This is a genomic window from Rhizobium sp. WSM1328 (assembly GCF_057653715.1).
Genome location: NZ_JBYGKO010000003.1, coordinates 135,641 through 155,764, shown reverse-complemented (window position 1 = coordinate 155,764; position 20,124 = coordinate 135,641). Strand labels below are relative to the sequence as shown.

Annotated in this window: 19 protein-coding genes and 1 pseudogene; 9 read left to right on the top strand and 11 right to left on the bottom strand. The window is 60.9% G+C overall.

The genetic code is table 11. The features are described from left to right. Positions 1–2 precede the first annotated feature (2 nt). On the bottom strand, positions 3–968 hold the full coding sequence (locus tag AC2444_RS28405) for an ABC transporter permease subunit (RefSeq protein ID WP_206615933.1): 966 nt from the start codon (positions 966–968) through the stop codon (positions 3–5). A gap of 13 nt (positions 969–981) precedes the next feature. Next, positions 982–2,340, bottom strand: a complete 1,359-nt coding sequence (locus AC2444_RS28400) for an extracellular solute-binding protein (protein WP_113546875.1) — start codon at positions 2,338–2,340, stop codon at positions 982–984. Positions 2,341–2,495: 155 nt separating this feature from the next. On the opposite strand from AC2444_RS28400, the gene AC2444_RS28395 reads away from it, so the two are divergent. The 3 genes and pseudogenes from AC2444_RS28395 to AC2444_RS28385 all read left to right on the top strand — a co-directional run. Further along, complete coding sequence (locus AC2444_RS28395) at positions 2,496–3,530, top strand: sn-glycerol-3-phosphate import ATP-binding protein UgpC (protein ID WP_128449602.1); 1,035 nt, start codon at positions 2,496–2,498, stop codon at positions 3,528–3,530. A gap of 89 nt (positions 3,531–3,619) precedes the next feature. Then, the gene (locus AC2444_RS28390; protein WP_012760157.1) at positions 3,620–4,624 is read left to right on the top strand and encodes a sugar-binding transcriptional regulator; all 1,005 of its coding nucleotides are present in this window, start codon (positions 3,620–3,622) and stop codon (positions 4,622–4,624) included. A 155-nt stretch (positions 4,625–4,779) separates the two neighbouring features. Beyond that, positions 4,780–5,543: pseudogene (locus AC2444_RS28385) on the top strand (protein-L-isoaspartate(D-aspartate) O-methyltransferase); the annotation flags it as partial. Positions 5,544–5,655: 112 nt separating this feature from the next. Here the strand turns inward: AC2444_RS28385 and AC2444_RS28380 are convergent. The 7 genes from AC2444_RS28380 to AC2444_RS28350 all read right to left on the bottom strand — a co-directional run bounded on the left by AC2444_RS28380 (position 5,656) and on the right by AC2444_RS28350 (position 13,182). Then, positions 5,656–6,420, bottom strand: a complete 765-nt coding sequence (locus AC2444_RS28380) for a FadR/GntR family transcriptional regulator (RefSeq protein WP_011649637.1) — start codon at positions 6,418–6,420, stop codon at positions 5,656–5,658. 24 nt (positions 6,421–6,444) lie between these two features. Continuing rightward, positions 6,445–7,509, bottom strand: a complete 1,065-nt coding sequence (locus AC2444_RS28375) for a four-carbon acid sugar kinase family protein (protein ID WP_012760159.1) — start codon at positions 7,507–7,509, stop codon at positions 6,445–6,447. Then, complete coding sequence (locus AC2444_RS28370) at positions 7,506–8,498, bottom strand: ABC transporter ATP-binding protein (protein WP_026157687.1); 993 nt, start codon at positions 8,496–8,498, stop codon at positions 7,506–7,508. Before AC2444_RS28370 ends, AC2444_RS28375 begins: the two co-directional genes overlap by 4 nt. Continuing rightward, a complete protein-coding gene (locus tag AC2444_RS28365) occupies positions 8,498–9,505 on the bottom strand; it encodes an ABC transporter ATP-binding protein (protein WP_017997106.1) in 1,008 nt (335 codons plus the stop codon). The genes AC2444_RS28370 and AC2444_RS28365 overlap by 1 nt, the downstream gene beginning before the upstream one ends. Next, positions 9,502–10,458 carry an ABC transporter permease gene (locus AC2444_RS28360; protein WP_012760162.1) on the bottom strand — a complete coding sequence of 319 codons (957 nt, stop codon included), beginning with the start codon at positions 10,456–10,458 and terminating at the stop codon, positions 9,502–9,504. Before AC2444_RS28360 ends, AC2444_RS28365 begins: the two co-directional genes overlap by 4 nt. 2 nt (positions 10,459–10,460) lie before the next feature. Next, complete coding sequence (locus AC2444_RS28355) at positions 10,461–11,417, bottom strand: ABC transporter permease (protein ID WP_012760163.1); 957 nt, start codon at positions 11,415–11,417, stop codon at positions 10,461–10,463. A 130-nt stretch (positions 11,418–11,547) separates the two neighbouring features. Then, positions 11,548–13,182, bottom strand: a complete 1,635-nt coding sequence (locus AC2444_RS28350; protein ID WP_487762922.1) for an ABC transporter substrate-binding protein — start codon at positions 13,180–13,182, stop codon at positions 11,548–11,550. A gap of 327 nt (positions 13,183–13,509) precedes the next feature. On the opposite strand from AC2444_RS28350, the gene AC2444_RS28345 reads away from it, so the two are divergent. The 6 genes from AC2444_RS28345 to AC2444_RS28320 all read left to right on the top strand — a co-directional run bounded on the left by AC2444_RS28345 (position 13,510) and on the right by AC2444_RS28320 (position 18,948). Then, entirely contained in the window at positions 13,510–14,415 is a 906-nt protein-coding gene (locus AC2444_RS28345; protein WP_128449603.1) for a dihydrodipicolinate synthase family protein, read from the top strand. A gap of 11 nt (positions 14,416–14,426) precedes the next feature. Next, entirely contained in the window at positions 14,427–15,614 is a 1,188-nt protein-coding gene (locus AC2444_RS28340) for a sialidase family protein (protein WP_128449604.1), read from the top strand. 352 nt (positions 15,615–15,966) lie between these two features. Continuing rightward, a complete protein-coding gene (locus tag AC2444_RS28335) occupies positions 15,967–17,100 on the top strand; it encodes an iron-containing alcohol dehydrogenase (RefSeq protein WP_128439934.1) in 1,134 nt (377 codons plus the stop codon). A gap of 30 nt (positions 17,101–17,130) precedes the next feature. Continuing rightward, a complete protein-coding gene (gene pdxA, locus AC2444_RS28330) occupies positions 17,131–18,117 on the top strand; it encodes a 4-hydroxythreonine-4-phosphate dehydrogenase PdxA (RefSeq protein ID WP_128407270.1) in 987 nt (328 codons plus the stop codon). Between the two features lie 169 nt (positions 18,118–18,286). Then, positions 18,287–18,541 carry a type II toxin-antitoxin system Phd/YefM family antitoxin gene (locus AC2444_RS28325; protein WP_128449605.1) on the top strand — a complete coding sequence of 85 codons (255 nt, stop codon included), beginning with the start codon at positions 18,287–18,289 and terminating at the stop codon, positions 18,539–18,541. Further along, entirely contained in the window at positions 18,541–18,948 is a 408-nt protein-coding gene (locus tag AC2444_RS28320; RefSeq protein WP_012760169.1) for a type II toxin-antitoxin system VapC family toxin, read from the top strand. The genes AC2444_RS28325 and AC2444_RS28320 overlap by 1 nt, the downstream gene beginning before the upstream one ends. A 184-nt stretch (positions 18,949–19,132) precedes the next feature. Here AC2444_RS28320 and AC2444_RS28315 read toward each other — a convergent pair whose 3' ends face one another. Then, positions 19,133–19,615, bottom strand: coding sequence for an RES family NAD+ phosphorylase (locus AC2444_RS28315; protein WP_128449606.1), 483 nt, complete (start codon positions 19,613–19,615; stop codon positions 19,133–19,135). Beyond that, complete coding sequence (locus tag AC2444_RS28310; protein WP_003552236.1) at positions 19,612–20,043, bottom strand: antitoxin Xre-like helix-turn-helix domain-containing protein; 432 nt, start codon at positions 20,041–20,043, stop codon at positions 19,612–19,614. Before AC2444_RS28310 ends, AC2444_RS28315 begins: the two co-directional genes overlap by 4 nt. Between the last annotated feature and the right edge of the window lie 81 nt (positions 20,044–20,124).

The window sequence follows — 20,124 nt, the reverse complement described above, 5'->3', positions numbered from 1 at the left end:
GATTACACCTGGTAATTGACCTTGCGCTCGAGGGCGCGGAATTGAACGATGGTGAACAGGATGGCAATGAACATCAGCAGCACGGATTGCGCGGCCGACGACCCGAGGTCCAGTTGCACGAAACCATCCTGGTAAACCTTGTAGACCAGGCTGTTCGTTGCGCCTGCCGGGCCACCGCGCGTGACCGCGTCGATAATGCCAAAGGTTTCAAACAGTCCGTAGACGAAGTTCATCACCACGAGGAAGAAGATCGTCGGTGAGATCAGGGGAAGCGAAATTGTGAAGAAGCGCCGGACCGGCCTTGCGCCATCGAGCTTTGCCGCCTCCAGAAGCGAAACGGGCACGGCCAACAATGCGGCAACGAGAAAGATATAGTCATAGCAGACATTCTTCCAAACCGACGCGATGGTCACCAGGAGTTGCGCATCGAAAGGACGCCGGTTCGGGTCCCATTCGAAACCGAGCCCATGCAGAAATTGAGCGACCGGCCCGACCGCCGGATTGAACAGGAAGGCCCAGATCACGCCTGAAATCACCGGGGCGATCGCGTAGGGCAGAAGGATTATGCTTTTATAAATTCCCCTGCCCCTGACCACGAAATCGGTTGCGAATGCAAACAGACCTGCAAGCACAAGCGTTGCAACATTCTGTGCGAGGGTGAACCAGAGGGTGAATAGCGCACTGCTTCGATATTCCGGACTTGCGAACAGATTGTAGAAGTTTTTCAGCCCGACGAAGATTTGCGTGCCGCCGAACGGGTCGACCTGAACGAAGGCCAACGACAGTGCCTTGTAAGACGGTATGAAAAAGAAGAACAACAGGATCAGCAGCTGCGGCGCGACAAGTCCGAAGGCGAGCCACGGCCTGTTGAAGTGAGCGGACTTCAATCCAGCATCCGACGACGGCGCGATCAGGCGGCCCGCCGAAAGAGCGTGCGGGATGCGAAGGCGCCGGGTGGCGCCCCCCATCTCTCCGAGGGTCTTACTTTGCTGCATGAAGCTGCTCATACTGCCGAAGGATCTGGTTTCCGCGGGCCGCCGCAGCATCCAGTGCCTCCCGCGGCGTTTTTTGTCCGGTCCACACGCCTTGGATCTCCTCGACCAGAAGCGCCATCGACTGGTTGTGATTGCCAAAGCGGAAGCCGCGCGAATTGTCGGTTGGCGTGCCGCGCGTGAGTTGGAGAATGGCGACCTCGCGGGTCGGATGCTCCTTGAAATAGCCCTCGGATTTGGCCTCTTCGTAGGCGGCATTCGTCACCGGGACATAGCCGGTTTGCTTGCTCCACCAGACTTGTGTCTTCGGCAAGGCGACAAAATTCAAGAAGGCCGCAGCGCCTGCGTATTCTTCGTCCGACTTGCCTTTCAACACCCAAAGCGCTCCGCCGCCAATGGTGCTGTTCTTAGGCTCGATGCCCTCCTCATGCGGCAGGAACGTCGCGCTCCATTGAAATTTCGCACCGCTTTCAACAGCGGCATGCGCCGCGGTCGAGGCCACATAGGTCGAGCAACTGCCAGAGGTAAACAGCTGGTCGGGTGAGAGGCCTTGCCCGGCGATCTGCAGGACCCCATCGTCGAGCCACGTCTTGAGGCGTGTCACCTGGCCGACGATCAGCGGGCTCTTGTTGAAGATGAATTCGGTATCGAGACCACCGAAGCCGTTTGCCTTGGTACCGTAAGGCTGGTCCTGGATCGCGGCGTAGTTCTCGATCAGGCTCCAATAGAAGTCGTTCGCAAGCGCCATCTGGCACTTTGAAATTCCCTTCTCCTTGATGGCGTGCAACTGCTTGTCGAGTTCCTGCCAGGTCTCGGCCGGCTTGTCGAAGCCGGCTGCCTTGAAGTGATCGGCATTGTACCAGAAGATCGGTGTCGAGCTGTTGAAGGGCATTGCCGCCGGCTTGCCGTCAACGAGATAAAAGCCCGCGACCGGAGCGATGAAATTGCCCCAGTCGATCTTGTAGCCTTCCTTCTCCATAAGCTCCGGCACCGGGATGATGGCGCCGGAATTATACATGGTCAGAAAGCCTCGCTCGGCGGCTTGGATAAGCACGGGCTGCTGACCGACGCGATAGGCAGCCACCATCGCCGCCATGGTTTCCTCGTAATTGCCTTTGCTGATGCCAACGAGCTCATATTTGTCCTGCGAGGCATTGAAGTCCGAAATCAGCTGTTTGGTGATCTCGGCCAGGCGGCCGTTTGCTGCGTTCCACCACTCGATCTTGACGCGATCGGCTGCACTGGCGTCGCCTGCATTTGCCAATCCGAGCGTCATAAGAGCAGCGCCTGCCGCGAAGGACCGGAATGTCCGTCCTATGCGAGCGCCCATCGAAAATTCTGTCGTCATTTCGCTTTCCTCTCCATTGCCGTTGTGTTCGCCGACCGGCACGTCCAGCGCCGATCAACCCCTCCCAAGGTGGCGATGAAAACAAGGGTGGAGCCACTTGTTACAAATGTCAATAGCGTGTTACAAATGTATGACGATATCGAAGGGAGGATACTTTGGCAGCGATCGAACTGATTGACCTGAAGAAAAATTACGGCCCCGTCTCCGCGGTGAAGGGGATCAATCTCACCGTCGCAGATGGTGAAATGATCGTGCTGGTCGGACCGTCGGGATGCGGAAAGTCGACTTTGCTTCGTATGATCGCCGGCCTAGAAGCCATAAGCTCCGGGCACCTCAGGATCGCTGGCAGCGACGTTGGCCATGTCGATCCGGCCGACCGCAACATCGCCATGGTGTTCCAAAACTATGCGCTCTATCCTCACATGACCGTTCGGCAGAATCTCGAATACGGCCTCAAAAATCGCCGTGTCGCTCGCGGCGAGATTGATCGGCGAATCGCCAATGCCGCCAGCATTCTGGAGATTGGCGAATTCCTCGAGCGGCGCCCCCGCCAGCTGTCCGGCGGACAGCGGCAACGGGTTGCCATGGGCCGCGCCATCGTCCGCGATCCCGCCGCCTTTCTCTTCGATGAACCGCTGTCCAACCTGGATGCGAAGCTGCGTGTGCAAATGCGCGTCGAAATCCGAAGACTGCAGCGGCAGCTTAAAACGACAAGCCTTTATGTGACGCACGACCAGCTCGAGGCCATGACGCTTGCCGACCGGCTGGTGGTCATGAACGGTGGCCGGATCGAGCAGATCGGGACACCAATCGAGGTGTACCGCCGGCCCGAAACGGTGTTCGTGGCAGGGTTCATTGGCTCACCGCCGATGAACCTGATCGATCTCGATCAGCTTGGCCCCTGCCAACTCGCGCTTCCCAGGGATACCGATGTCATCGGCATCCGGCCGAGTGCAATCAATCTCGGTGGGCGTTCAGCGCATGATCTCCGGTTCGACGCTTTCGTTGAATTGATCGAGACCGTCGGCGATGAGAATAACGTCCATTTGCGCATCGATGGCGCGGACAAGCGCGTCGTGGCCAGTGTTTCCACCAATCAGCGTCTGCAGGAAGGTGATCGGATTTCGTGTCATGTGGGAATGGATGGCCTGCATCCCTTCAACCGGGCGACCGGGCGTCGAACCGATTGACAGGGGAAGCAAACGGCATCCAACCGTCACAATTGACAACGGCAGGAATTCGCGATCCATAGCCGTCAAAGCGGAGGCGCAGATATTGCATGACGCAGAATAGAAATTCTCCATTCGCCCCCGTTGCGCTCCCAGATGAGCAAATGCAGGTGCGCGTGGTTTGGCTCTATTACATGGAGGGGCGCACGCAAGGTGAAATTGCCGAAGCACTTTCAACCAACAGGCTTCGCGTCAACAAGATCATCGCAGAAGCGCGCCGATCAGGATTGGTCACGATCACACTCAATTCGCGGCTGACATCCTGTGTGGCTCTGGAACAGCAGTTGGCGGCGGAATTCTCGCTCACCAGGGCTATCATCGTACCGACTCCAGAGGATGAGGACCTCATCCCCGTCCTGCTCGGTCAAGCGGCAGCCGATTATCTCGTTCAGTTGCTGAACGGCGGCAACATTCGCGGCATCGGCGTCGGATGGGGAGCCACTCTGCGCGAAATGGTGCGTCATATGCCTTCACAGCGGCGACCCGAAATCTGTGTCAACTCGGTCATGGGCGGACTGACGCATGGCATCGAAATCAACACGTTTGATATCGCAAGCGACCTTGCCCGCCAGCTCAATGCCGAATGTTCCTATCTTGCCGCGCCCATTTACGCCGGCAGCCCCGAGTCGCGCGAAGCGATCGTCAGACAAGACGTCTTTGAAGCGGCCTTCCGGCAGATCGAGGCCAATGACGTCATCGTGCTCAGCATCGGCGACATGACCGAACGCTCACTGCTGATGCGCTACGGCCTGCCGAGCAACATCAACATAGAAGAGCTTGTCGCAGCCGGCGCCTGTGGTGACGTGCTTGGCCAGTTTGTCGATAAGACCGGGCGCCCGATCGAGCATCCGATCAACAGGTGCGCGATTGCTCCGGAATTTGAGGTGTTACGAGCCATTCCCAATGTCGTCTTCGCATCGGGCGGCTTGAACAAGGTTCACGCAATTGCCGCGGTTTTGTTGTCCGGGCTTGGAAACGTGCTGATTTGCGACGAAGCGACCGCACTGCAGGCGCAACTCGTTGCTACCGAGTTGAGGACGCGCGGCGGGTCATAGACCGCGCATCGACGGTCGATCTCGACTGCGAGCTCTTCCGGATACATCCACGTGCGCCTGCGCATCTCAGGAACTCTCCGGTCGCCCATTTGTTTTACATTCTGCACCGCCCAGAAATTGCCCCCAGATGCAATCGGCGGCAGTGGAGCTGATCCATGGATATGACGCGCATTCGAGATCGCATGGTGGAGCACCACGTGACGTGTCGTGGCATTCGCGATCAAAACGTCATCGAGGCGATGCGCATGGTGGCGCGCGAAAAATTCGTTCCTCCAGGCTCCGAGGAATTCGCCTATGAGGATGCGCCGCTGTCGATCGGCGAGGGCCAGACGATTTCGCAGCCATTCATCGTGGCTCTGATGCTCGAAAAGGCCAATCTGAATGCCGGTGACAAAGTGCTCGAGGTCGGAACGGGCTCTGGCTATGCTTCCGCCCTCATCAGCCGGATAGCAAGGTATGTCTATTCTATCGAGCGCCATGAAAAGCTGGCGCTTGAGGCTAAGGAACGGTTCGAGAAGCTAGGATACCGCAACATCGACGTTCGCGTCGGCGATGGCAGCAAGGGCTGGGCGAAAGCCGCTCCGTTCGATGCCATTATCGTTTCCGCGGGCGCACCCGAGGTACCAACCGCCTTGAAAGAACAGCTGGGGCTCGGAGGGCGACTGATCATCCCGGTCGGCGGCGGTGAAGGGCAGCGGCTGAAACGGCTCACGCGCACCGGCGCCACCGTATTCGAGGAAGAAGATCTTGGCGGGGTGCGCTTCGTTCCCTTGATCGGTGAAGACGCCTGGACTGCTACCCATCCGATGTATACGGCCACGGCCCCCTCATTGCCGAAAGTGGTTGCCTCCGAGCCAAGCTCTCCGCAAGACGCACAGGGAGGGGTATGGGAAAGATAGACAAATTGCCCGCGCTGCCGCATCAGCATCATCAAGAAGCAGAAATCCGGCTGACAACTGACGACGAAGGAAACACCTCGAGGGCATGAACTCGCTGCCATTTTTGAGTTGATAGCCGCTTGGGAATGCGCGTCAGAAGGATAGGTCGAGCACCCTGCCCTCGAACAGACGGTCCCGAGAGCCTTCGAGATGCGCCTTCATCAGTCTTTGTGCATCGTCAGGCCGGCCATCGGCGATCGCCTTGTAGATGGCGTTATGCTCTTCATAGACCTGTTCCAACCCTTGGCGAGGGCCGAGCAAAGAGAGGCCGTGGAGATGCATGCCGACGGCGATATGAGCCTTCAGCGCATCGATCGAGGCCGTGTAATAGTGATTGTTGGCAGCCTCCGTCACCGCGCGGTGGAAGAGAAAATCGGCATCGGTGCGGTGAAGCTGATGGCTGGTCGCCTCACGCAGATCCGCAAGCGCGCTGGCGATCTTCTGAATGGCCGATTCATTGCGGCGCTTGGCGGCGAAATAGGCCGCCGCCGGCTCGATCGTCAGGCGGAATTCGTAGCAGCGCTGAATGTCGGCGATCGTCTTGACCGGCGAATAGGCAAGCTGCGTCGTCGGCGATCCATGCGCACTGACAAAGGTGCCGGCGCCCTGCCGGGCATAGACCATGCCCTGATCGCGCAGGCGCGCCAGCGCATCGCGGACGATCGGCCGCGACACACCCAGCATCGAGGCAAGCTCATGCTCGCCGGGAAGGCGTGAATCGGGCGGATAGTTTCCGCCGCGGATACGCTCGAGCAACTGGTCGAAGACGCGATCGACCAGCTTGACGCCCTTGCCGCGTTCGGGCTTGCCCGGCGGGCCGGCTTCCGCGTTCAAAGATTCGCCATTCACTTCAGCCACGTCATTCTCCCCGACGGTATCTTACTATGCCGCCCGATTCCAAAGGACCAGTCTTAACAAACTATCGGGCTTGCCGAAGCCCCCCGACTTCACGGCGCACCGAAAATGCCGCCCGTCGGCTGCCGTGACATCGAACCACGGCACACCGGCTTCGATTTCGCCCTGCGGCGCCAGCACTCTGACCCCAAGCGCCTGGAAAACGGCAAGCGCCGTATCGCCGCCGCCGACCATCAGCATGTCAGGCCTGGTATCGTCGATGACCGATCTAACGCCTGCAGCAAAACAGCGGGCGACCTCTGCTGCATCGGCTGTCATATCGCCGGTGCAGCGCAGCAGCGCCGGCAGCGCCATGCCCTCCCCGACTTCGACCTGCCCCATCGGCGCGTCTACCACCATGCGCAGGACACCCGAGGCTTCGAGCCGGTCCATCTGGGTAGCGGTAATCGGATCGCGCGAGCCAAAAGCGAAAAGGGTGCGTCGGGTCGCTGCAAATTCCGGCACCGGCTGCCGCCCCGTTTCGCCGAGCTGGCGGGCAAGAGCAGCACCCAGACCCCGTGCGCCGACCGCAAGTGCCAGCCGCCAGTCCTGATCAACCACGATCTGGTCGAGATCACTGTCATTCTCCGCATCGGCAACGGTGACGCTGCCTGCGCGGCTCTCGAACAGATCGGCGATCGGGAGCGGCTTGTCGACGCCGCGGCCGACAACACAGCCTCTGTAGGTCACGCGCTCCTGATCGGGAATAGCGGGCGCCACGAGGATAGTCTCCAGGCCGAGCGCATCTGCCAGCGCCAGGCTCTCCGCCGCGACATTGCCCTTCAGACGGGAGTCGATCTTCTTCATCACGACTGCGGGCTTCACGCCACGAAGTGCCTCGGTCGCGAAGCGCACCCTTTCGGCAGCTTCGCGCTCGCCGAGCGCGCGCGAGGCCGTGTTGATAACGACCACGTCACAGCCAGTGGCGATGGCATCCTCTGCGGCCTCGACATCAACGGCGACCGAAATCGAAAGGCCGGCTTCGACGAAGGGCGTGCCTGTATCGAGCGCGCCGGTCAGGTCATCGGCAATGATGACGGCCTTCAGCGTCATGCGGTCTGTCCGGTGTTGACGGCGTGACAGGCGACGAGATGGCCGGGTTTTGCTTCCTGCCACGCGGGGATGACCTTGCTGCAGACATCCATGGCGATCGGGCAGCGCGTGTGGAAACGGCAGCCGGTCGGCGGGTTCAGCGGGCTCGGCACATCACCCTGCAGGATCTGGCGCTGGCGCGTGCGCTCATGCTCCGGATCGGTCTCCGGAACGGCCGACAGCAGCGCTCTGGTATAGGGATGCAGCGGATTGTCGAAGAGTTCCTCGCGGCTGGCAAGTTCGGCCAGCCGCCCGAGATACATGACGCCGACACGGGTGCTGATATGGCGCACGACCGCGAGATCATGGGCGATGAAGAGATAGGTCAGCCCGTATTTTTCCTGCAGATCGAGCAGCAGGTTGATGATTTGCGCCTGGATCGACACGTCGAGCGCCGAAATCGCCTCGTCGCAGACGATGAATTTCGGCTGGCAGGCGAGCGCGCGGGCAATGACGACGCGCTGGCGCTGACCGCCGGAAAGCTCGTGCGGGTAGCGCTGGGCAAACCGCGTCGGCAGGCCGACATCGGTGAGCAGTGTCGTCACCCTGTCCTTCAGCTCGGCCTTGGTGCAGAGCTTGTGGAAGAGGATCGGCTCGCCGATCGCCTCGCCCACCGTCATGCGCGGATTGAGTGTCGAATAGGGATCCTGGAAGACGATCTGCAGGTCGCGGCGAAACGGCCGCATCTGCTTCTCGTCGAGCGTCGCGAGATCCTGGCCCTTGTAGACGACCTTGCCGCTGGTCGCCTTGTAGAGGTTGAGGATGGTGAAACCGGTCGTCGACTTGCCGCAGCCGGATTCGCCGACCAGGCTCAGCGTCTCGCCTTCCATGATGTCGAGATTGACATTGTCGAGGGCATAGACGGTTGCCGAGCGTTCGCCGAAGGCGCCGAGCTTGACGTGGAAATGCTTGACCAGGTTTTCGATCTTGAGCAGCGGTTGAGCGCCCATCACGCGGCCTCCTGCATTCTCTGGACGACGAAACAGGCGGCGCGGTGATTGGCGCTGCCGCTCAACGGTTCGAGCTGCGGCACCTTCTCGTGGCATATGGCTTCGGCAAGCGGGCAGCGCGGCGCAAATGGGCAACCCTTCGGCCGGCGGCCAGGCTCCGGCGGCGTGCCGCCGATCGAGCTCAGCCGGCTTGCCGGCGGGTCCGAAAGCTTCGGGATAGAAGACAGCAGGCCGCGCGTATAGGGATGGCTCGGGCGGGCATAGAGCTCGTCGACCGGCGCATCCTCGACCACCGTGCCGGCATAGAGCACGGCGACGCGATCGACCAGGCCGGCGATCAGCGCCAGATCATGGGTGATCCAGACGACCGACATGCCGAGCTTGGCTCTGAGATCCTTCACCAGATCGACGATCTGAGCCTGGATGGTGACGTCGAGCGCCGTCGTCGGCTCATCGGCAATCAAAAGCTTCGGATTGCAGGCAAGACCGATCGCGATCATCACGCGCTGGCGCATGCCGCCGGAGAGCTCGTGCGGATAGGCCTGCAGGCGCTCTTCCGGGCCGGGGATGCCGACAAGCCGCAGAAGTTCGACAGCGCGGGCGCGGGCCGCCGCCTTTTTCATTCCGCGATGGTAGACCAGCGGCTCACAGATCTGGTCGCCGACGCGCATCACCGGATTGAGCGAAGTCATCGGATCCTGAAAGACGAAGCCGATATCGCCGCCGCGCACCTTGCGCAGCTCGCGATTCGACATCGTCTGCAGGTCGCGGCCGTCGAATGTCGCCGATCCCTTGGTGACCTTGATCTTGTTCGGCAGCAGCCGCATCAGGCTCAGCATGGTCAGGCTCTTGCCGCAGCCGGATTCGCCGACGACGCCAAGGGTCTCGCCCTTGTTGACATGGAGATCGATGCCATCGACGACCACGGCCGGGCCGTTGCGGCCGTCGATCTCGACGGTGAGGCCCCTGACATCGAGCAGGCGGTCGGTGCTTTTCGTATCCATCATTTGCTGCCCCGCGGATTGAGCGCGTCGTTGAGTCCGTCGCCAAGGAAGCTGAAGGCAACCGAGGCAAGGCCGAGCACGGCCGCCGGAGCGGCGAGAAGGTGGGGATAATGCTGCCAGACGCGCAGGCCGTCCGAGATCATGTTGCCCCAGCTCGGCGTTGGCGGATTGACCCCGACGCCGAGGAAGCTGAAGGCGCTTTCCAGCACCATCGCCGTGCCGAGGCCGGCGCTGACCGAGACGATCAGGGGGCCGAGCGCATTCGGAATGACATAACGCTTGATGATGATCCAGTTCGACAGGCCGAGCGCCTGGGCCGCGGTGATATAGGGCCGGCTGCGGATCGACAGTACCTGGGCGCGCACGAGACGGGCGTAAGGCGGCCAGGAGATCAGCGCCATCGAGCCGAAGACGAGAATGAAATCCACCCACATGGTTTCGCGGTAGAAGGGATTGAGGGTCGCGAGATAACGCGCCTCCATCCATTTGCTGATCGGCGATTTCAGCGAGGCGTTGATGACGACGACGAGCAGCAGGTTGGGAACCGACATCGTCACGTCGGTCAGCCACATGATGGCGCGATCGAATGGATTGCCGAAGAAACCAGCGACGGCCCCGAGCACCAGGCCAATCAGCACCGCGAAGACGGTGACGATGATGGCGACGAGGAAGGCGGTGCGTGTGCCGAAGACCACGCGGCTGAAGACGTCGCGGCCGAGATCGTCGGTTCCGAAGAGGTGGCTCATCGACGGCAGGACGTTGCGGGCGTTGAGGTCCTGGCTCAAATAATCATAAGGCGTGAGGTAGGGGCCGAAGATCGCCGTGAAGCCGAGGATCAGGACGATGACGAGGCCGAAGATGGCGAGCCTGTTGCGCTTCAGCCGATACCAGGCATCGCGCCACAGGCTGACCGGCTCTTCGACGGTTTCGGTGGTGGAAAGAGGGATGGCGGACATGGTCAGCGGCTCCTTCTTGAATCATTGGCGCGCGGGTCGAGCAGCGGATAGAGCACATCCACCAGGAGGTTCGAGACCATCACCAGGAATGAGCCGATCAGCGTGATCGCCAGAATGACCGGATAATCGGAATTGATCAGCGCCTGCACAGTCAACCGGCCGAGGCCCGGCAGGCCGAAGACGAGTTCGACGAAGATCGCGCCGTTGACGATGGTGATCATGATCAGGCCGAGCTGCGTGACGACGGGCGTCAGCACCGGCCGCAGGATATGGCGCAATGCCACGATGATCTCGGGCACGCCCTTGGCGCGGGCGGTGCGGACGAAATCCTCCGACAGTACCTCGATGACGGCGGCACGCGTCTGCCTCACGATCAGCGCGATCGGCTGGAAGGAAAGGACGAGCAACGGCAGCAGGATACGGACATCGAAGATGCCGCCCCAGCCATAGGGCACGCTTGCACCCGGCAGCAGCACGATGAGGCCGACCATCAGCATCGGACCGGCGACATAGGCCGGGATCGCCCAGAGGAAGAGTGCGGAGCCCAGAATGGCATAGTCGATGCGCGAATTCTGGTTGAGCGCAGCGATCATGCCGAGCGGGATCGCGACGACGGCGGTCAGGATGATGGAACAGATCGCAAGCTGGAAGGAGACGGGGGCTGCGGCCGAGACCATTGCCCAGACGGAGCGGCCCGAGGTCAACGAATTGCCGAACTGGCCGTGCAGCAGGTTCCAGATGTAAAGGCCGAACTGGACGATGAAGGGTTTGTTGAGACCGGCACTTTCGCGAATGGCTTCGATGCGCTGCGGATTATAGGCGACGTCGCCTGGCGCGCGCAGGAAGATCAGCTTGATCGGATCGCCTGCACCATAGAAGGCCAGCGCGTAGACCGCCAGCATCACCACCAAAACGGACGGAATCCAGATGGCAAATCGGGTTAGCACGTAGCGCAGCAAGGCCACCTCCCACCTGTTGTTCGACGCGTTCCCGCTTTTGGCTGCGATCGCATCTCTTCTTTTTGATACGTGCGCGAAGGCCTTGCGGCCTTCGCGCGGGTTATTGCCGATTGGAACGGTTTCCGCCGGATCAACCGATGGAAATGTTCCAGGGTTCGACGACCTGCCAGTCAAGGTTCTTTTCCAGGCCCTTGACCTCTTTGGTAGCCCAGCGCGACATCGCCTGAGAATACCATGGAATGAAGGCCCAATCCTCGCGGAACGCCTTCTGGGCTTCCTGGGCGAGAGCGATGCGCTTCGGATCGTCCGCAGCCTTGGTCGTGGCCTCGGCAAGGGCACTGTCGACCTTGTCGTTCTTGTATCCACCGAGCTTGTTCTGCGCATTCGACGAGGTCGAGGCGATGCAGCCCGCCAGATAGGAGACGGCATCGGGAACGCGGGTGCCGACGTCGTCGCGGAAGATCTGGACCGAATTCTGATCCGGACCCGCATAGGAATCCTGCTGCGGCTTCATGTCGACGGCTGTGATGCCGAGATTCTGACGCCACTGCTCGGCGATGAACTGGGCGGCGGCCTGAATGGCCGGCGCCGAAATGCCGACGAACAGGATCTTCGGCAGGCGCTCCGGACCGCCGTAGGTCGATTCCGCAAGCAGCTTCTTGGCAGCAGCCGGATCATAGGGATAAGGCTCGAAACCGGAATTCTCCGCACCCGGAACCGAGTTGAGGATCTGGTCGGCTTTCTTGTGCGGGCCGTCGGGATAGGACGCCTTGAACAGGCCGTCGCGATCGACGGCCATGATCAGCGCCTGGCGGACCTTCGGATCGTCCATCGGCGCGCGGGAGATGTTGAACCAGAAATGCTGGCTGGTCGGGATCAGCGGGCCGGCCGAGAATTCCGGACCAAGATCCTGGATGATGGTCGAGGTGACAAGTTCGGTATGGGCGTTGAACTCGCCCGATTTGATCAGCGACGTTGCAGTGACATTATCCTCGATCGAGGTGATATCAATACGGGCAAGCTTCGGCTTCGGTCCGAAGAAGTTCTCATTCGGCTCGAACGAGAGTTTGCCGGCGTCGATGTCGATGCTCGTCAGCTTGAACGGACCGGAGAAGACCGGCTTGCTATCGGGCTTATACCAATCGATGATCTCCTCGCCGTCGCTGCCGCGCGACTGCGATGCCTTGGTGATCGGCGCGATGTGGTTTGCCAGGCGCATGAAGAAGATCGGGTCTGCGGCACCAAGCGTCACCACGACCGTCCCTTCGTCGGGTGTCGCGACACCAGTCAACTCCTTGCCGGAGCCGGCGGCGATTTCGGCGTAACCCTTGACCCTGCTCAGCACCTGGTCGGCGCGCTGGTTCTTGGTGTTGGGCATCGAGGAGACTTCCCACGATCCCTTGACATCCGCTGAGGTGATCTTGCTGCCGTCGGAAAAGACGGCCTTCGGGTCGAGCTTGAAGGTCCAGACTGTGTTGTCGGCCGATTCCCAGCTGGTGAAGACGTAGGGCTTGATATTGCCTTCGCTGTCGAAATACATCGGCGATGCCCACCAGATCGAATTCCAGCGGAACGTCCTGCCGCCGCCGCGCAGCGGCAACCAGTCCTGGTCGAAGGCCGGATTTGCGACCTTCAGGACCTGGCCTTCATCGGCCATAACGATGCGGGCATTCATCCCGAATACGGTGAGGCCGACACCGGCTGCAAGGCCGAGCTTCAGCGCGTTACGACGTGATATTTTGGTTTTATCCGATTGATCAGACATGGCATTCCTCCCAGAGTGAATTCGGCAGCGCTCTCCCTGCACCTGCCAGGCGCAGCACAATCCGTTCCGTATCGTTCTCTCGTTATTGTAAATATGTCAACAAAAAATCGCGATTTCAATCCGAACAAAATTTTCTCCTGAAAATATATAAGTTATAACAGATAGATAACTTTTCGCGGCGGCTTCACGGCATTTTGTCTTCTTGACAAAATCGCGGCAATATAAAAGTTCTTTGCACTCCATCGCGACAGACCGATGACAATTGCAATGCGCAGCCTCCCGGTTCGAACACGGATCGGCAAGACAGGACGCGCCGAGGAGGGCGGAATGAGCCATCACAGGATTACCGGCGTTTTCAGCGCCTCCGCAACGCCGCTGACGGCGGACAACAGGCCGGATTTCGGCCTTTTCACCGACCATTGCCGGCAGTTGCTGGCCGAGGGGTGCCATGGCGTGGCGCTGCTCGGCACGACGGGCGAGGCCAATTCCTTCTCCGGCGCCGAGCGCCGCGCCATTCTGGAAGCGGCACTGAAGGCCGGCATTCCTGCCGACAGGCTTTTGCCGGGCACCGGAGTCGTCGCCATTCCGGAGACCGTGGAACTCACCCGGCACGCACTGTCGCTTGGCGTCAGCAAGGTGGTGATGCTGCCGCCTTTCTACTACAAAGGCGTCTCCGACGATGGTCTCTTCGCCGCCTATTCGCAGGTGCTGGAGAAGGTCGCCGACACGCGCTTGCAGGTCATCCTCTATCATATTCCGCAGGTCTCAGGCGTTCCGCTATCCATTCCGCTGATCGGGCGGTTGATTGCGGCCTTCCCAGAGACGGTCGTCGGCATCAAGGAATCTGCGGGAGATTTCAACAACATGCAGGCGATCATCGCCGCCTATCCCGGCTTCTCAGTGCTCGCAGGCGCCGATCCGCTGTTGTTGCCGCTGCTGAAGGCGGGCGGCGCCGGCTGCATCACCGCCACCTCCAATCTCGTGGCGAATTCGCTCCGCACCGTCTACGAGCATGTCCATGACGAGGCGCGCGCCGCCGATGTCGAGGCGGCGCAGGCCCGCATCAACGCCTATCGAACGCTTTCCAATTCCTACGTCCAGATCCCGACCATCAAGGCGATGGTTGGGCTGAAGACCGGCAATCCCGCCTGGAAGCGTACGCGCGCGCCGTTGATGCCGCTCGGCGATGCCGACTATGCCGCACTCGCCGAAAGCTACGCCAAGCTGCCTTGAGGAGATCCGTCATGAGTTTTACCGGCCTGCCTCCGGAAGCCATTCCGGCCCTGATGACCGGGGCCATCGCCCCTCACCCCACAATCGAGGGTCGTGCGGATGCCTATCTGCCCTCCCCCTGCATCCAGAACCATGCCGCAAATCTCGCCTTTCTGCCCGACGGCACGCTGACCTGCGTCTGGTTCGGCGGCACGATGGAGGGCATGGGCGATATCTCGATTTACATGTCGCGGCTGGCGCCGGGCTCCGGGCGATGGTCCGTGCCGGAAAAGATGAGCGACGACCCGGAGAAATCCGAACAAAATCCGTTAATTTTCAAGGCTCCAGACGGAAACGTATGGCTGCTCTATACCTCGCAGACTTCCGGCAATCAGGACGGTTCTGTTGTCAAATGCCGGATTTCAGGTGATGGCGGCCAGACTTTCGGCCCGGTCCAAATTCTCTGCGACAGTCCCGGCACTTTCGTTCGCCAGCAGATCGTCGTCAACGGCAGGGGCGATTGGCTGCTTCCGGTCTTCCGTTGCGTCGGCCTGAATGGCCAGCGCTGGAGCGGCGATGCCGATACGGCTGCGGTGCTGATGTCACGTGATGGCGGCGCGAGTTGGCAGATGCGCGATATTCCAGACAGTATCGGCGCGGTGCACATGAACATCCTGCCGCTTGGCGGCGACGAGATGATCGCCTTCTACCGCAATCGTTTTGCCGAAAACATCCTTTCCAGCCGATCACCCGATGGCGGCGAGACATGGAGTGCGCCCGAGCCCGCCGAACTGCCGAACAACAACTCCTCGATCCAGGCCACGATCCTGAATGATGGAGCAATCGCAATGGTTTACAACCATTCGAATGCCGGCATGTCGGATGCACGTCGCCAGTCTCTCTATGACGAAATCGAGGGTGGCGAAGCTGGAGAGACCGCCGTCGTTGCCGATACCAGCGCACGCAAGGCCGTCTGGGGTGTTCCGCGTGCGCCGCTGAGCCTGGCGATATCAAGGGATGGCGGCAAGAGCTTTCCGCATCGCATCGATCTCGATACCGGCGACGGCTTCTGCCTCAGCAACAATTCGAAAGAGTCGCTGAACCGCGAGTTCTCCTACCCCTCGATCGTCCAGGGCGGCGACGGCACGCTGCATATCGCCTACACCTACTACCGGCGCGCCATCAAATATGTGCGCCTCGCCCCGCAATCCCTGCCGTGAGCAAAGCGGCAGCCGGAAAATAGTAAACCTGCATCCGATCGCAAGGATGCAGGATGGCAACGGCTGCGGGTTGACGGACGGGGAAATTGACAACAGGCTCAGATTATTCACCGCCGTCGCAAAGATGATGGGCCAGCGGTGCATGAAATGCCGGCATAACCATGACGAATTTCATAACACACTGATATCTTTATCGATATTGGCACAGCAACGCCGCGTTGAAGCGCGCTCGAGCGCACGTCAGATGATAAAAACTTCTGCTCTCTGGAATGCTGGCTTGACATTGACCTTACAACTTTACATTAAAGAGGACGATGATATTGCCGCAAGATCTTGCAGGGAGGACTGGTTCATGGCCAGCTTGGATTCGCCGATCACGATAGTTCGGCCGCATCTGATCGAATTCGGCGTCGGCACGGCGGGAAAGCTCGGCAAATGGGCCGCCGAAAAGGGCTATCGTCGCACGCTCGTCATCTCCGATGCCTTCAATGCCTCGCGCATTGACGTACTGGAGCTGAAGGGCGAGGTAACCGTCTTTGCCGAAGTGACGCCCGAACCGGATACGGCCAATCTCGCAAAGGTGCTGGCGGCGGCAAACGCCGCCGATGCCGAGCTGATTGTCGGCTTCGGCGGTGGCAGCGCCATGGATCTAGCAAAACTTGCCGCCGTGCTTGCCGGCTCTGCCCAGACGCTGCACGAGGTCGTCGGTCCGAACAAGGTGCATGGGCCGCGCAAGGTAGCGCTTGCCCAGGTGCCGACGACATCGGGCACCGGCAGCGAGGCCGGCATCCGTGCGCTTGTCACCGATCCGGCGACGATGGCAAAGCTTGCCGTCGAAAGCCTGCATATGCTGGCCGATATCGCCGTCATCGATCCTGCTTTGACCTTCAGCGTCCCGGCTCGCACGACGGCCGCCACCGGCGTCGATGCCATGGCCCATTGCGTCGAGGCCTTCACCAACCGCAAGGCGCATCCGATGGTCGACATCTATGCGATCGAGGGGACGCGGCTCGTCGGCAAATATCTCGCCCGCGCCGTCAAGGACGGCAACGACGCCGAGGCGCGCGCCGGCCTCTCGCTCGCCTCGCTTTACGGTGGCTTCTGCCTCGGCCCGGTCAACACCGCCGGCGGCCATGCGCTCGCCTATCCCCTCGGAACGCGCTGGCATGTGGCCCATGGCGCGGCAAATGCGCTGATCTTTCCGCATGTTCTCGCCTTCAATACACCGTCCGCGCCTGAGAAAACCAAGGCGGTGATGGAGGCGCTTGGGTGTGAAACCTCCGGCAACGTCACCTCCGTCTTCGATGCGGCTTATGCTTTCTGCGCCGAACTCGGCATCGAGATGAAGCTCTCAGGCCTCGGCGTGCCGGAAAGTGATCTCGACGCCATGGCCGACGACGCCTTTGCCATTCGCCGTCTGCTCGATAACAATCCGCGAGATCTCTCTCGGGCCGACATTCGCGCGATTTACGCGGCCGCGTTCTAGGCGACAAAGTTTTCAGAAGGAATTCGATCGATGGACAGGAATGCGAAAGTCGCCGTGACGCTCGGCGATCCGGCCGGCGTCGGCCCCGAGGTAATCGTCAAGGCCTTGGCAGCTCTGCCCAGGGAAGAGCGCCGCGATTTCGTCATTGTCGGCAATGTCGAAGCGCTGGAACGCGCCGACCGCGTCAGCGGCACCGGACTGCGGTTCGGGCCTGCCGATGCGCCCGGTGACGACAGGATTGCCGTCGACGAAGTCGCGCTCGCCGCCGCCCTGCCCGAGATCGGCAAGGTCAGCCCCGTCGCCGGCGATGCCTCGGTGCGCTATATCACCCGCGCCGTCGATCTCGCCATGTCGGGACAAGCCGACGTCATCGTCACCGCGCCGATCAACAAGGAGGCGATGAACCTCGCCGGCCATCACCATGACGGCCACACCGGGCTGCTCGCGCATCTCACCGGCTCGAAGAGCTCCTTCATGCTGCTTGCCTCCGAGCGGCTGAACACCATCCACGTCTCCACCCATATCTCGCTGAAGGGCGCGATCGAGCGCGCCAAGACTGAGCGGGTGCTGGCGACAATCGAAGCCGGCCACAGGCACTTCCTGCGGCTCGGCAAGACAGCGCGCATCGCCGTTGCCGGACTCAATCCCCATTGCGGCGAAAACGGCCTGTTCGGCACCGAGGATACGGAATTCCTGGCGCCCGCCGTCGAACAGGCGCAGGCAAAGGGCATCGACGTCGTCGGTCCGATCTCCGCCGATACGGTGTTTGCCCGCGCCTATAACGGCGCCTTCGATCTCGTCATCGCCCAGTATCACGACCAGGGCCATATCCCGATCAAGCTCGTTGCCTTCGACACGGCGGTCAACGTCTCGCTCGGCCTGCCGATCGACCGCGTCTCGGTCGATCACGGCACCGCCTTCGACATCGCCGGCACCGGCAAGGCAAACCACGTCAACATGCTGTCGGCCATCGCCTATGCCAGGCTGATGGCCCGCTCGCCGCGGCAGAGAGCGTGATCGCGGCTTCCATGAGGACCAACAAGCGCCCATCGCCGACACAACGATTTTGAACTTCGTTATGACATCCAATAGCAGAGCCGGACTCTGTCGTTCAGGAGCGTCCCGCCGTTGACGCGTCGACATTCCAAGACTACATAGCTAGACAGTCTAGCTAGGAGCAGAATCGATGGAATGGCAGTTGCAGGACGCCAAGAACCAATTTTCGAAGGTCGTGCAGAAGGCCCGACAAGAAGGGCCGCAGGTGGTGACCGTGCGGGGCGAGCGTACGGCCGTCGTTCTGTCCGCGCGCGACTACGACGCCCTGCGTGCCGGCAGGCCGACCCTCGTCGACGAGTTGCTCGGTGGCCCCGCCTGGGACGATGAGTTCGCCGATGCGGTAGAAGCACGCAACAAGACTCCAAGCCGCGACGTTGCCTTCTGATGTATCTGGTCGACACCAACATCGTCTCGGAGGCGCGACGCGGCACGCCGCAGGCGGTCTCCTGGCTGCGCTCCGTCGATCCGCTCACCATCCACCTGAGCGCGTTGACGCTTGGCGAGATCATGCGCGGCATTGCCCTCAAACAGAAATCGGATCCGAAGACCGCGGCGCATCTCACCGAGTGGCTGCGCAAGCTGCGTTATGATCATGGCGACCGGATCCTGCCGGTGACCGACGAGATCGCCGTCGAATGGGGCCGCATCGCCGCCATCCGGCCGCGTGGCGATATCGACGGGCTGATCGCCGCAACCGCGATCGTTCATGATCTGATTGTCGTCACTCGCAATGTCGGCGATTTTGACGACACCGGCGCAGCGGTGATAAATCCATGGGAGACGGACGCGTGAGCAGTCGAGGCAGCCACTTCCTCGTTTAAAATGGCCTCCTGTGCCTTTGGATAAAGGCCTTGGCTACGTCGGGCCGAGAACTATTGTCGGCGCGTTTGGTGGCAGCATCATGATCTGCTGACCAAGCCTCATCTGTCCGGCGTTTTGATCTGCTCAGCGGAAACGTTGATTGCACCGCAACCCGTCACATGCCGAACAAGCGACGATCCCAGAAGACCGGTTGGTGGAGGCTGGTGGTGATCGACGGGAATTCCGGGTGGGCCGGATTGATCAGCACGTTGCGGTCGACGCTGGCGACGACGCTTGGGACCAGCAGGATGGCGCTGCGCTTTTCCTGGCACCAGCGCTCGCCGAAAGCCTTGCTGACGTTTGCCGGCATGCTGTCCCAGCCGGGCAGCGCGGGCTCGGAGAAAACCTCGTAGCTTAGCCCACGCGGTAGGGTGATCGTGACATAGTGCTGATTGGGTGGCAGCCGCCCGCTGCCATGGACGAGCTTTTCGAGCAGTGCCGTCGAATAATGCTCGCTCGTATAGATGATCGGGCTGCCCGACGTGTTCCACCGGCCAGGCGCGATGGTCGAGCCGGTGGCGTCGAAGATCGGATAGGTTCCGTGGGGATCTCCGATGCGGACGGATGTCAGTGTGCGGTCAAGAACCTGTGCGCTCACGCAGCGCTGCCGTATTTCAGGCTTCCGAGAATGTCGAGCACGAGCTCGCCGCCGATCTCGCTCTGGATGACCACGTCGATCGGCCGCCTGTCCTCAAGCATTGCATGCGGCCGAAACAGGAAATCGCGGGCCTCGATCTCGGTCTGCCAGACATCGAGCGCCTGGCCCCAGACACGCGCGAGACGGGCAAGCTTTATGCCTTCATCCGAGGAGAGCCGATGCTTGGATTTGCGCCGTTCATAGGTGGCCTTCGGAACCAGCCGGTATTTGAACTGGGCATCATCAGGCGCCAGAAGCAGCGCCATGCGGTCAAGCGCCTTGACCGGTAATCCTTCCTCGATGCTGGAGAGCAGGCCGAAGGCCGAACGCGATACCGGCTCCCTGGCGGGCAGCCCGAGAACATCGGCGATACCGGCAAATCCCATCATGGCAACGGCTCCTTTTCACTTGAGGCTATATTTAGTCTCAAGTGAAACAATGTTCAAGGGTGCCATCCCGGCTTATCTTCG